This window comes from Parabacteroides sp. FAFU027 (assembly GCF_022808675.1).
In the GTDB taxonomy this organism is placed as follows: domain Bacteria; phylum Bacteroidota; class Bacteroidia; order Bacteroidales; family UBA7332; genus CAXXIC01.
The window spans coordinates 296,079-308,759 of sequence record NZ_JAKZKV010000001.1 but is presented as its reverse complement, the minus strand read 5'-3'; the positions used below and the strand labels follow the sequence as shown (position 1 = coordinate 308,759).

The following is a 12,681-nucleotide window of genomic DNA, read 5'->3' as shown; positions in this document are numbered from 1 at the left end:
GCCGCAATCGGATATGGCATGTTAAAAATAGACTTTTTTCTCCGATTTTCAGAGACGATTACATTTATCAAGATCTGGCGTTTTTCAGGCAAATGATTTTCCGGATATAAACATCCGAAGTTAACTTATGAAGTCAGCTTTCTACTTCCGTGAAGCAACAGGCGGATGGCATCATCGAGAGAGCCGGCGCGTTGCACTTCGCCCTCGCTGATAAAGAAGATTTCATCGGCATTGGTGATGGTGTTGAGACGGTGTGCGATGATAACACGGGTGGTCGTTGCCGGTAATTTCTCCAGAATCGAATCCAGAAGTTGTTCGGTAACAGTGTCGATATTGGCGGTAGCTTCGTCCAGAATGAGCAGGTCGGGTTTTCTGAGAATAGCACGCATAAAGGCGATCAGCTGTTTTTGTCCGAGGCTGATGCCGTCCCCATTTACCGATAATGGGGTTGCCAGTCCGTTTTCGAACGGTTCCAGCAGACGTTCCAGCCCTGTTTCGCGAATCAGCTTTTCGGTCTCTTCATCGTTGTATCCGGCGTAGTCGCTATTGCCATAGAGGATATTCTCCTTCAGCGTTCCGGAAAAGAGGAACGGTTCCTGTAAAATAAAGCCGATCTTCTGCGTCCGTTCTTCTATCGAAATGGAGCGCAGGTCTTTTCCATTCAGCAATACGGTTCCCTCTGTCGGGTCGTACAGGCGTGCAATCAGCGATGCTGTGGTGGTCTTTCCTCCTCCGGTCGGGCCGACAAAGGCATAGGTTTTCCCCCGTTCCAGATCGAAGTTGATGTGATGAAGCACCTCTTTGCCATTGGGGTAGCGGAACGAAATATCGCGGAACGAAAGCAACGGGGCCGAAGGGGCAACCGTTGAAGATGCAATAACGGTCATGTCATTGTGCATATCCAGAATCTGCGAGATGCGGTCCCAGCCTGCCAATGCTACCTGGAAGTTTGCCCACAGCGCTGCCAGTTGGCGCATCGGGTTGTAGAAGTTGTTGATATAGGCCAGGAAGCTGATCAGCAAACCGATAGAGAAATGGCCGGTGGAGATCAGGTAAATACCGAAAGCCAGTACCACAAACTGCCCGATATTGGAAGCTAGGCCATATACCGGCATAAAGATGTTATTGGCTAATCCCGCTTTGATGGCAGTGCGGTAATTGATTTCATTCACTTCGTCGAAGCGGCGGCGGAAGTAATCGCGGCGGTTGAAGGCAATGATTACCCGGAAGTTGTTGAGGCTTTCCTGTATCTCGGCACTCATGGTACCTGTACTTTTCATGTTCACGGCATTGCGTCGTTTTACCCATGGAGATACAAATTGGGTGAAAATATAGACCAGCAGGGCAGGGGCAAGGGCTGCTGCACCGAGGCGGAAGTTGATGCTCAGGAGGAATATCCCTGCTCCGAGCATCATAAAGATGCTGCCGACAAACTGCATCAGCGAATGGGAAAAGAACTGGTTGAGCTTGTCTGTATCGTTGTTGATGCGGGAGATCAGGTCTCCGGCCTGGTTCTGGTTGAAAAACTCCACGGGCAGCTCCTGCAGTTTGCTGAAGACGCGGTTACGCAGGTTATAAAGCGTGCGCTGGCCGATGCCACCCATCAGTTTCGTTTGCAGGTAGTTGGCTACCAATGCCGTCAGGTACATGCCCAGCAGAATACCAGAAAAGACCAGTATGCCGTGATATTGCTTCGTTTGCACATAATGGTCGATGTTGTAACCGATCATCATCGGAGCAACCATGTTTATCGTTGCATTGACCAGGATAGCCGAAAAGGCAATCAAGAGGTTACGCCGTTCGTCACCCAGCAAATCGATGATGCGTTTGAGCGTGGCGTACACCGACATGGATTTGGCGGGTTGATCCGTTTTCGGGTTGAGCGTATATCGGGATGGGTGAGGGGTTTGCTTTGTTTCAGGCATATACATATATCTTTATCAGCGGATGCCGGTTTCGTAATGGTTGAGACTTTTTTGCGAATTGAAGATTTGCACATATTCCGGACAACTGCTGAGCAGCTCTTCGTGTGTGCCGATACCGCTGATTTCACCTTCCATCAGCAGTACGATCTGCTCGTAATGCTGTACGGAGGCAATCTTCTGGGTGACGGAGATAATTGTGATATCGGGATAGTTGCGGCGCACATTCTGCAATATCTTACGTTCGGTGAGCGTATCCACGCGTGCCGTAAAGTCGTCCAGAAGCAATATCTGCGGATTCAGGGCGAGGGCACGCGCCAGCATGATGCGCTGCTTTTGTCCGCCTGAGAGTGATGTGCCACGCTCCGATACGATCGTGTCTAATTTATCCGGCAACGATTCAATGAACTCACCCAGTTCGGCTGTTTCAATCGCCTTTTGCAGCAATTCGTCAGACACCTTGTCACTGAAGGCAATGTTTTCCCTCAACGACAGATTAAAGAGAATGCTGTCTTGAAAAACCAGTCCAATCTGGCGGTGAAAAACCTCCTTGCGATAGTTTTCTATCCTTTCCCCGTCAAACAGGACAGCGCCCGATTCGGGTTTGATCAATGCCGTCAGCAGGTAGAGCAGCTGGCTCTTTCCCGCTGCCGTCGGCCCGATAATCGCGGTTTGCGTGCCACCTTTCAACTGAAGGGAAACCTCTTTCAGAGCGTACTTTTCTCCGTATCTGACGGAAACGTTTTGTAGTTCTACATTTCCCTGCAACTTCTTTTCCAGCGTGCCGGATTCTACCGGTTCAGCGGCGTCCAGCACCTCTTTGACTCGTTGATATGACGCTCCGGCCTGCGCAATGAAATTGCTCATGAATCCGATAACGATAATCGGGAAAATCAGGAGTACCAGATAGCTGTTAAACGCAGCAAAATTACCCAGCGTCATGTTGCCCGTCACGACGAAATGCCCACCCAGAACGAGGATGGTCAGTCCGGCCATATTACCCACGAAGTTGACAATCGGGATCAGCGTGGCAAACATTTTCAGGATGGATAGTCCCAGGCCCAGCGCCTCGCTGTTGGCGGAAAGGAACTTGTTGTATTCGAGTTGCTGCGAATTGAGCACACGGATAATGGCCGCGCCGAGAATGCTTTCGTTGATCACCTTGTTGAGGCGGTCAATGATCTCCCGGCTGCGCTTGAAGAGCACACGCACTTTGCGGAAGATGAGAAAGAAAGCTACACCTACCAGCGGAATGATGGTCAGCACGGCCAGTGCCAGTTCCCAGTTGATGGAAATCAGCAGCGCACTGGCTCCGATAATCATGAAGAGCGACGAAATGATGGAAACAAAGCCCTGTGCGACAAAAAATTTGACGGAGTCGATGTCGGAAGTCAGGTTAGTCAACAGTTTCGAGGGATTTGCCTGCTGGATATAGACGAAGTCCTGGCGGGAGATCTTGTCAGATAGGCTAGTGCGCATATCTCTGGCAACCCGCTCTGATACAAGCGTCTGGAGGATTCCCTGCAAATAGGCAAAGATGAAGATTACCAATGCTGCCGAAAGAAACTCTATGGCTATGGTTCGGTAGTTGAATGCCCCGTGACCGAAGGAATCGATCCCCCGCGAGATAATTTTCGGAATAATGAGGTTGACGCCGTTACTCAGCAGGGCAAAGGCGATCAGTATAAAAGTCAGCCCTTTGTAGGGCTTTAGTATGGCGAAGAGATTGGGCCTGGGAGGTTTTTGGGGTTTGGCTTGTTGGGTTGACATATTTCATCTTCAAAATAAGGAGTGCAAAGTAACGAGAATCCGTCGGTTTTCCCATCTGATAATCGTTAAGTGGTGCAAATTGAAGGATTAAGACGGAAATAAAACACCCCATACCCAACGTGGTTGACGATGGATTTGGGGTGTACTGAATATTCTTTTGACAAAATGCGTTATATGTTTTAACTCAATCGATTTGACAGAGAATAAGTAGGATGAAGTAAAAAACGGTTCCGGGAAAAGTCGGAATCTTCTCTCCGGAACCTGTTCCAACATCAAATCTAAACACTTACAACAACACGTATTTCTTCTTTTTCTACTTCTCCGTTACGGATCTTGAATGATTTTACATCCGGCGTCTCGCCTGCAAATGAGATAATGATATAGCTTATCTCCGGGTCGTATGCCAGCTTGATATCCTCGACCGATGGACGCGCCGGTGTCTCTGGATGGCTATGGAAGTTTGCCAGAATCTCCAGACCGGCCTTGCGGGCAGACTTAACTGTGCGGAACTGCTCCGCCGGGTCGAAGGAGAAGTGCTCCGGACTATGGTCGATATTGGTCAACGCATAAGCCTGCTTTACTTCGTTTCCATTTCCTGCCAGGTAACCGCAAGCTTCGTTGGGTAGCTCCTGTCGGGTATGGGCTATGATTTCGTCAATGATATGTTGGGGTATTGTGAGCATCTGTTGATTTACAATTTAAAGATTTACCATTTACAATTTGAGCATATAACCTTCATTCCCTCCATCCTTCAGTCATTCAATCCTTTTGAATGAGAATCCGGTGGGTAGTGCCTTCCACGTGTGCTACCTCGAGTACGTTATAGCCTTGTTCGGCAGCACTGCGGGGAATATTCTCCAAGGGTTCGCCTTCGGATACCAATACTTCGAGCTGGTCACCGGGATTGAGTTGTGAGAGTTGTATTTTGGTGCGAACGAATGTCATCGGGCAATGTTCGCGGGTGATGTCTAGTTGTTTGAGTGCCATGTTATTTACAATTTATGGATTTACCATTTACAATTTCAAGAAACCTCATTCATAGACGACCAATCAATTCGTCCTTTAGATAAATAGCGTGCGTCCACCTTCAGAGATTTCCAGGAAGGTAGGTACACCCAGTACGTCTTTCACCTCGTGGATGAAGTCGTCTTTCTTCAATCCGAGGATGTGCATTGCCATTTCGCAGATATAAAGATTGATGCCGAGCAGTTTGGCAGCTTCTATTAGCTCTTCGAGCGTGGCAACGTTATTCTTTTTCATCAGGTAGCGGAAGATCTTCGGGCTTAGGCCTAAGAAGTTAAGTCGGCTGACGGGTGAGCTTTTAGGTCCACCCATGAAGAAACCGAAGAGTTTCGGCAGGAATCCCGTACCGACAAAGGCACGTCCCTGTTTCTTCTTGATGGCATCCAGCCCCCAGAAGGTGAAGAAGATATTCACCTCGTAACCTACGGCCGCTGCACCTGTGGCGAGAGTAAAAGTTGCCACCAGTTTGTCAAAGTCGCCGCTGAAGGCGATAAGCGAAAGCTTTTTCGGATGGGTTATCTGTTGGGCTTCCTGATTTCTGGCATATTCTGTAATTCCCATATTTACAAGGATTGAGGGATTGAAGGAGTGAGGGAATGAGGGTTTGAATAGCATTTGCCTGAGAGTAATGAGGGGAGGCTAATGAAACCATCCTCATTAACAGGCATGACTAACACACAAAACCCAATCTCTAATTTAAATTATAAGGAAAACGGAGGGATCGCTAATGAGACTTTCATAACCATTTTCCTGAGTAGTTTACGGCAAGGCGATACTTGTTGCTCAGAACTATTTTTTAGGTTTAAATTCACAAGCCGCTTGCTCGTAGTCGATTAATTCGGTAATCGTAGGTTCATCGCCGCACACCCCGCATTTGTGGTTGTGTTTCACCTTGATGGTGCGAAACTCCATTGTCTTGGCATTGAAAGTGAGCAGACGGTTGGTGAGCAGTTCGCCCACGCCGGTCAGGTATTTCAATACTTCGGCGGCCTGGATAGTTCCCAACATTCCCGCGATGGCTCCCAATACACCAGCCTGCGAACAGGTAGGTACGGCATTCGGCGGAGGGGGGGCATGAAATACGCAACGGTAACAGGCTGTGCCCGGAAGCACGGTGATGGTCTGGCCTTCGAAGCGGAGGATTCCTCCGTGGGAGAAAGGCTTTTGCGCCTTCACACAGGCATCATTGATGAGAAACTTGACGGGGAAATTATCCGTACCGTCCACCACAAAGTCGTAATCCTTAATGATGTCGAGCGCATTGCTGGCAGTAAGCAGTTCCTGATAAGTCACCACTTTGACATCGGGATTGATGCGGTTGATTTTCTCCTTGGCCGAAAGCACTTTGGGCTTGTTGACATCTTCGGTGAAGTGAATCACCTGGCGTTGCAGGTTGGATAGATCCACTACGTCACCGTCGATAATGCCGATGGTACCTACACCGGCAGCTGCCAGATAAAGTGCGATAGGAGCGCCAAGTCCGCCTGCGCCGACAATCAATACCTTACCGTTGCTGATTTTCTCCTGTCCTTCCACACCTACGTCCTGTAGCAGGATGTGGCGGCTATATCTTTGTATTTGTTCTTCGTTTAGTTCCACTTGTTTATTTACGATTTAGAGATTTACAATTTACTATTTAGGGAAACGGGCTGTAGGATTTACAATTTACATATTTACAATTTAAGCTTATGAGCTATATTCAATTGTAAATGGTAAATGATTAAATGGTAAATTACTTACCGCCTCCACCCATGAAGTAAAGAAAATCCACCTCATCGCCTTCTTTTACAAGGGTCGATTCGAAATTATCACGAAGAACAAACTCCTCGTTCAACTGTACCGATACCATGTCGGGTTGTTGCACGTTGTTCAGTTTAATCAGGTCGATCACCGAGATGTTTTCGGTTTCAATCGCCTGTAATTTTCCATTTACAATAATGTTGCTCATAATATGATGATTTGATGTTGTTGTTTGATAATGCAAAGTAACGCCAAAGCGGAGGGCAAAGAAATCCCACAAAAGGGGCATTTATCTACCCTGTTTATGGGATATGGCGGGTTTGGCACTTAAACTAACGTTAGTTTACCGGTGAAACCCGTACGAGTTTACGTGTGAAACTAACCCGGGTTTACCCCCGAAACCCGCCCGTACGATTCAGCCACCCTGAACCGAGCGATTCAGACCCTCTGAATCGCCCGACTCTGACACCCTGAATCGTACGATTCAGCCTCCCTGAATAACATAGTAGTGTCACCCGCTAACGGGCGATAGTGCCTGACGCTACAACGTTAGATATAGATCTTATCTAGTAGTGTCACCCGCTAACGGGCGATAGTGCCTGACGCTACAACGTTAGATATAGATCTTATCTAATACGGGATAATGGGCTTATCTCGTATTAGATCGACACCTTATCTCGTACGAGATAAACCCTTTATCCCGCACTGGGGATTTGCAAAAGCAATATTCCAAAATAATATAGGGTAATATTCGATGAGAACATACGAGCGTATGCGACATCCCCATACGCCCGTATGCGATACCTCAATACGCCCGTATTGGACGCCTTAATACGGGCGTATTCATCACCTTAATATTATAAGAAAGCGCCACCCGCTGCCGTGAGACAGAGAATGACGCTATTCTTATTTATGGAAAATGAAACTTACGCTTTACGAATCAGTACCTTCCAGTAGTCCTGCACGGGAGTGGCTGATACCACCTCATGTCCTTCGTTGCGAACCGAACCCGGCACGTTTTCGATAGGTTGGCCGTCATCAAGCAGGATTTCAAGCAGATCGCCCGATTTGAGGGTGGAAAGCTCAATCTTGGTTTTTACGAAGTTGAATGGGCAAGCTACACGGCGGAGGTCTTTCACTCTTGCGGCTTCTGCCTTTTCTTCTTTTGCCGGTTCCGCTTTTACCTTAAACTGGAGCGAATCGTCCATGCTTTCATAGAGTGCGATGACCTCTTTGGCCAAGGCAATCACTGCCTCTTTGTTTTTGCCAAAGTCATATTTCTGATCCGCTTTCGCAGCTTCCACCAGCGAGGTAAACTCTTTGCTGACGTATCCCTCTTTGATGAATTTATCAATAAACAGGTCGAAGGTCTCTTCTGTTGTTTTGGCCTCGGCACCGCGGGTCACGAGCAACATGCGTGACGATGCAAAAACGATGGTGTAGAGCAGTTGGTTTACTTTCTGTAAATCCACTTCACCCTCCAATGAGTCCAGAGCGGTTTGGATGGTTTTGAGGTCCACATCTATCAGGTCAAACAGTCCCGCAGAACATTCTGCCGGTCCTTTGTTTACCACCGAGAACTGCTCGGTGCTACCCCAGTCGTAGTAGTAATCCGGGTTTTCTTCGAATGACGGTACATCGGCGTATTTCTCGGTCAAAAGAGCAATCGCTTTAGCTCCTTCCTGCTGAATGTATTCGCGGAATGAAGCGTATTTCGCTTTTACTTTCAAATATTCCTCAAGCAAATCATGGGTGAAGTCAGGCAAATCCTTGGCGCTTACCACCCCGAACGGATTGCCCAATTCGCCGTTTCCCGTACGATCGGCTCCGGCGAAGATGGTATATGCAGGGAACATCTTCTGGCTATCGTTGCGTGACACGCGACCGGCAAATCCGAGGTCAGCCCAGCGCTGTTGTGCGCAGGAGTTTGGACAACCGGAGATGTTGATGTGCAAATCTTTCAGCTCATCCACCGGCAGTTTGCTCTCGTTCAGTTTCTGGCGAAGGGCGGCCGCTGCACCTTTGGGCAAACAGATTCCCAAGCGGCATGTATCAGCACCTGTACAGGAGATAACATTGTTGACCAAAGCAGGCACATCTGCCTTTTGTCTCAATTCGCTCACCAACTGATAGACATTGCCAAGATATGCTTCAGGAATATTTCGCAGCTGGATGTTTTGGCGAACCGTAAAGCGTATCACATCAGTGCCGAATGCTTCGGTAAACTTAGCAATCTTGAGGAAGGTCTCGGCGGGTGCATTTCCATGTTCCACCGGTATGGTTATTGCAAATAATCCAGCCTGTTTCTGCGGTTGTGCATAGCGGTTTTTCCAGGCTTCGAAAGCGGCGCTTTCAATGGTTGCAGGAGCAAAAGAGGGAGTAGTGAGCTGCACATCCAGTTTGCCCGGAGTATATTTCAGGCTCGGGTCTTTCTTCAGCTCGTTGTAGGCATTGAAGAATAGTTCGAGCGTTTTCTCTTCACCCAGTTTATAGAAAATGTAACGGATACGTGCCTTGTGGCGGTTCTTGCGGTTACCGTGCGCGGAGAAGAACTGTTTAGCCGCTTCAGCAATATAATAAAGCTCTTCTTCCGGTGCAAAGTCAAAGACTTTCCAGCCCAGTGTAGCGTGTGAAGCGAGCGAGCCACCGAGGTAAACGGTAAAACCACGTTTGCCATCCACGGTCTTAGCCACAAAGCCGAGGTCATTGACCAATGCCAGGTCACCGTTAGCGGCATGTGCCGAGAAAGCAATCTTCAGTTTACGGGGCAGCGTGAATGAATCTGCCTCGGCAATCAGGCGGGTGGTGAGGTCAATGGCATAAGGCAGTACGTCGAACTCCTCTTCGGCACTGATGCCGCTTTCGACATCTACCAGGATGTTTCGGGTCGTGTTACCACCGCCGCCTTTTGACGAAAGCTCCACCTGTTGCAGTTCGGGCAGGATCGTTTTCACCTGGTCGATGCCTATGTGGTGAATCTGAATCTCCTGACGGGTGGTGATGTGCAGAAAAGGCGATTGATGTGCCTGTGCTGTCAATGCCACCTGTTTGAGTTGCTGCGGGGTGATAAAACCTCCGGTAGTGCGCACCCGCACCATGTAGGTGCCGTCTTTGCGCTGTTCGTAAATCCCCATCGGGACGCGGATTCCCTTAAATTTGACCGGTTCGGTTTTTCCCTGTTGGAAGTCGTCAATCAACGTGCCGAAATAGGCAATGTCGTCCGTAAGCGTTGAAGGAAGTTTGTACATGATGATATGAGTTATATGTTTTACGTATTATGTTATACGTTTTTGAGTTCTTGGGTTTGGGCACAAAAGTATGGCTTTCCCATTTCACGGAAAAATCAATAATAACCATAGAGCATAACTGTTGGTTATCCATTCATCCGCAAACAGGGATGCAAAATTGAGAAAGCAAAGGTCGTGGAAAATGGCGGGCGGGAAAATCCCGCAATCAGGGCATTTGATATACCTAAATCGTGGTAGGGGAGGGTGTTGGGAAATAAATCCCATGAGAAGTAGAATTATTCGAGTGATTTCACCATCCATATCGTACAGGCGAAGTGTCCTGAGTTTCCCCAGGAATGCGGGAGGTCTTTGAATCCGGCTTTGCGATACATCGATACAGCACCTGATAGTTCCGGAAATGATTCGAGGTAAATTTGTTTGTAGCCCAGCTCACGAGCCGACGAGAGACTCTTTTCCATCAGAAGTCTGCCAATACCTCTTCCGCGGGATTGGGGGAGAAGGTAGAACTTTGCCAGCTCGGCACACCCTTCCGGTAATCCTTCTGTAGGGTAAATACCACATCCGCCAATGATTTGTCCCTCTTCCTCTGCAATCCAGTAAGCTGATTTCGGATGCTGAAATACTTCGTAAAGCCGGTCGGTGTCACGATCGGTATATACCGTGCCGGGACGATCGATGCCAAACTCACGAAAGATCTGCCGGATAAGCGCTGCTAACGGAGCGTTGTCTTGAGGGGAGATAGGGCGGATGTGTACATTCATCGATTAATGCTTTGAAGATGTTGGAATTGGTGATTTATCGATATATTGCAACATCACATTGGCCGGAGCGCGTTTGTATGAGAGTTCGTTGGCCATGAATCGCATCGCCTGTTCCGTATGCCGGAAGTAATGCTTGAGTCCCGCACAGAGGTAGTTGTGGGCATTGGACTCTCCGGAAATTCTGACGAAGCGGTTTTTGGGACATTCCCCGTTGCAAAGCTTCAGGTATTCACACTGGCGGCAGGCTTGTGTCAGGCGCTCAGCCTTGTCGTTTCCAAACTGAATCTGCTCTTTCGATAGCATCATTTCGGTGATGGTTTTTTCCTTAATATTGCCCCGTTTATATTGCGGAAAGACGTAGTGGTCGCAGGCGTATAGGTCTCCGTTCGGGCTGAGAGCTGCCGCATGTCCGCAGGTAGGGGCGAAGATGCAGGTGCCGTGTGGAGCGCCCACGTATCCGGCCAGCGTATTGTCGAAAGTGGTGACATACACCCGCCCCACATCGTTGCGCACCCATTCGTCAAAGATGGCAGTCAGGAACTTGCCGTATTCCAGCGCCGGAACCGACCAGGAAGTGAGTGCAATGTCTTGCTCTTGGAGTGTCGCCAACAGCTCGGAGTCGGGTGCAAGCCTTTCCACCACCGGTGAGAACTGGATGTATTGCGCGCCAATGGATTTAAAGAAATGATAGACTTCCAACGGATATTTCACGTTGTAATCATTCACCACCGACAGGATGTTGAACTCCACATCATGCAACTGGAGCAGTTCCACCGCACGCATAACCTCAGCAAAAGAGCCTTTGCCTGCAATGTCTTTGCGGTAGCGGTCATGACAATGCTCCGGCCCGTCCAGTGAAAGTCCAATCAGGAAATTGTTGGCTTTGAAGAAGCGGCACCATTCGTCAGACAGCAATGTGCCGTTGGTTTGCAGTACATTGTCAATCTGGCGGCCACGGGCGTATTTCTTCTGGAATTGCAGCGCCTTGCGGAAATAGTCAATCCCGAGCAGCAGCGGTTCGCCGCCGTGCCAGGTGAAAAGCACCTGTTCGATGGGTTGCGCATTGATGTATTGCTGCGTAAACTCTTCAAGCAGGGCATCGCTCATTTTAGGAGAACTGTTCCTGGGGCGCAGTTTCTCTTTTTCGAGAAAATAACAGTAGTTACAGCGCAGGTTACAGGCTGCCCCAATGGGCTTAGCCATCACATAGACGGGATATTTGAGGGGATTGAATTGTATAGTTTTTTTCATTGAGTGTCGGGGAGTGTGGTTCATTGACCGATTAATTTATTGTCTGCAAAGGTGTTGATTTTATTTACAAATGAAAATACCCCGATTAAAGTATTTGCGTACCATAATCGGGGTATGATGTGAATCGGCAATAATGTTTCACCGGTTACCTTGCCGTTGAGCCCCTGATTGTTATAGTTAGTGTTGGCAATGGTAAGATCAGTGCCGTCAAGCAATTTATGTGGGCAGATACAAATACTCTCAGGTATCACACATCATACAAAGACTTTTCACATCAATAAAACCGAACTTTCAATTTAAAACAATCATACTCCATACATCATCAAATCATAAGAAAAGCACTTCTATATAATAATAATCTAAAAGATCAATCCAACCAACTTTTTCGGAGCATCCTTAGAGGATCCCTAGAGTGTCCTTAGAGGATCACAGGAGCATCATCGGAGGTTGAAGAAAACAAAGCCGTTTTTGCCCTCAAGACTTTACTCCGATTAGATACTATCGAGTAAAGGACTGGGATGTATATCTGATTACGAACTATAATCTCCCATTGGACACTCTTTTAAACTACAGAACACCTTTCTGACTCCTAACAGGAGGTGGCCGGTCTGAATCTGAAGGGGGATATCGCCGAATAAGTTGCCCGTAAATTGTTTATCAGCCCCAATACGGTTTGTAATCATCGTTCCGCCCTGATAGAGAAGAACCGCACCGATACCATATCCAATGCAGCGATGTTTCTCCAACTTATAGGGATTGTCTTGATGTTGAATATCAATGGATTACTATTTAGCTGCTTAGGATTATTGCGAGAATAGAGAACATTATTCGAGCTACAATGGACATTATAGCGCCGATAATGGACATTGTAGCTCCGATAATGTTCATTGTATGGCAGGAAATGGACAGTGTTGAAGTAGTATTATCCTATACTGTCACTCCATTGTGACTTGATGGGGGAATGTA

Annotated in this window: 11 protein-coding genes; all 11 read right to left on the bottom strand. The window is 48.0% G+C overall.

Annotation, left to right across the window (positions count from 1 at the left end):
• Positions 1 to 125: 125 nt before the first annotated feature.
• Positions 126 to 1,925 (bottom strand): ABC transporter ATP-binding protein, encoded by a 1,800-nt coding sequence (locus MLE17_RS01320; RefSeq protein ID WP_243345624.1) that lies wholly within the window; start codon positions 1,923 to 1,925, stop codon positions 126 to 128.
• A 15-nt stretch (positions 1,926 to 1,940) separates the two neighbouring features.
• Complete coding sequence (locus MLE17_RS01315; protein ID WP_243345622.1) at positions 1,941 to 3,692, bottom strand: ABC transporter ATP-binding protein; 1,752 nt, start codon at positions 3,690 to 3,692, stop codon at positions 1,941 to 1,943.
• A gap of 278 nt (positions 3,693 to 3,970) precedes the next feature.
• Positions 3,971 to 4,375 carry a Mov34/MPN/PAD-1 family protein gene (locus MLE17_RS01310; protein WP_243345620.1) on the bottom strand — a complete coding sequence of 135 codons (405 nt, stop codon included), beginning with the start codon at positions 4,373 to 4,375 and terminating at the stop codon, positions 3,971 to 3,973.
• A 76-nt stretch (positions 4,376 to 4,451) separates the two neighbouring features.
• Positions 4,452 to 4,679, bottom strand: a complete 228-nt coding sequence (locus tag MLE17_RS01305) for a sulfurtransferase TusA family protein (RefSeq protein WP_243345613.1) — start codon at positions 4,677 to 4,679, stop codon at positions 4,452 to 4,454.
• A gap of 75 nt (positions 4,680 to 4,754) precedes the next feature.
• Positions 4,755 to 5,276: a DsrE/DsrF/DrsH-like family protein gene (locus tag MLE17_RS01300; protein ID WP_243345611.1), complete on the bottom strand. Its 522-nt coding sequence runs from the start codon at positions 5,274 to 5,276 to the stop codon at positions 4,755 to 4,757.
• Between the two features lie 228 nt (positions 5,277 to 5,504).
• Positions 5,505 to 6,314: a HesA/MoeB/ThiF family protein gene (locus MLE17_RS01295; protein WP_243345609.1), complete on the bottom strand. Its 810-nt coding sequence runs from the start codon at positions 6,312 to 6,314 to the stop codon at positions 5,505 to 5,507.
• 133 nt (positions 6,315 to 6,447) lie between these two features.
• Entirely contained in the window at positions 6,448 to 6,663 is a 216-nt protein-coding gene (thiS, locus tag MLE17_RS01290) for a sulfur carrier protein ThiS (protein WP_243345608.1), read from the bottom strand.
• A gap of 718 nt (positions 6,664 to 7,381) precedes the next feature.
• On the bottom strand, positions 7,382 to 9,703 hold the full coding sequence (locus tag MLE17_RS01285; protein WP_243345606.1) for a sulfurtransferase TusA family protein: 2,322 nt from the start codon (positions 9,701 to 9,703) through the stop codon (positions 7,382 to 7,384).
• Positions 9,704 to 9,978: 275 nt separating this feature from the next.
• Positions 9,979 to 10,464, bottom strand: a complete 486-nt coding sequence (locus MLE17_RS01280) for a GNAT family N-acetyltransferase (RefSeq protein WP_243345604.1) — start codon at positions 10,462 to 10,464, stop codon at positions 9,979 to 9,981.
• A gap of 3 nt (positions 10,465 to 10,467) precedes the next feature.
• The gene (locus MLE17_RS01275) at positions 10,468 to 11,715 is read right to left on the bottom strand and encodes an anaerobic sulfatase-maturation protein (RefSeq protein WP_243345582.1); all 1,248 of its coding nucleotides are present in this window, start codon (positions 11,713 to 11,715) and stop codon (positions 10,468 to 10,470) included.
• Positions 11,716 to 12,245: 530 nt separating this feature from the next.
• The gene (locus MLE17_RS01270; protein WP_243345581.1) at positions 12,246 to 12,461 is read right to left on the bottom strand and encodes a hypothetical protein; all 216 of its coding nucleotides are present in this window, start codon (positions 12,459 to 12,461) and stop codon (positions 12,246 to 12,248) included.
• Positions 12,462 to 12,681 lie beyond the last annotated feature (220 nt).

Bases quoted from the DNA above. Each gene is read 5' to 3' on its own strand.
- MLE17_RS01285 (WP_243345606.1), bottom strand. From the start codon at position 9,703: ATGTACAAACTTCCTTCAACGCTTACGGACGACATTGCCTATTTCGGC.
- thiS (WP_243345608.1), bottom strand. From the start codon at position 6,663: ATGAGCAACATTATTGTAAATGGAAAATTACAGGCGATTGAAACCGAA.
- MLE17_RS01315 (WP_243345622.1), bottom strand. From the start codon at position 3,692: ATGTCAACCCAACAAGCCAAACCCCAAAAACCTCCCAGGCCCAATCTC.
- MLE17_RS01320 (WP_243345624.1), bottom strand. From the start codon at position 1,925: ATGCCTGAAACAAAGCAAACCCCTCACCCATCCCGATATACGCTCAAC.
- MLE17_RS01300 (WP_243345611.1), bottom strand. From the start codon at position 5,276: ATGGGAATTACAGAATATGCCAGAAATCAGGAAGCCCAACAGATAACC.
- MLE17_RS01280 (WP_243345604.1), bottom strand. From the start codon at position 10,464: ATGAATGTACACATCCGCCCTATCTCCCCTCAAGACAACGCTCCGTTA.
- MLE17_RS01310 (WP_243345620.1), bottom strand. From the start codon at position 4,375: ATGCTCACAATACCCCAACATATCATTGACGAAATCATAGCCCATACC.
- MLE17_RS01275 (WP_243345582.1), bottom strand. From the start codon at position 11,715: ATGAAAAAAACTATACAATTCAATCCCCTCAAATATCCCGTCTATGTG.
- MLE17_RS01305 (WP_243345613.1), bottom strand. From the start codon at position 4,679: ATGGCACTCAAACAACTAGACATCACCCGCGAACATTGCCCGATGACA.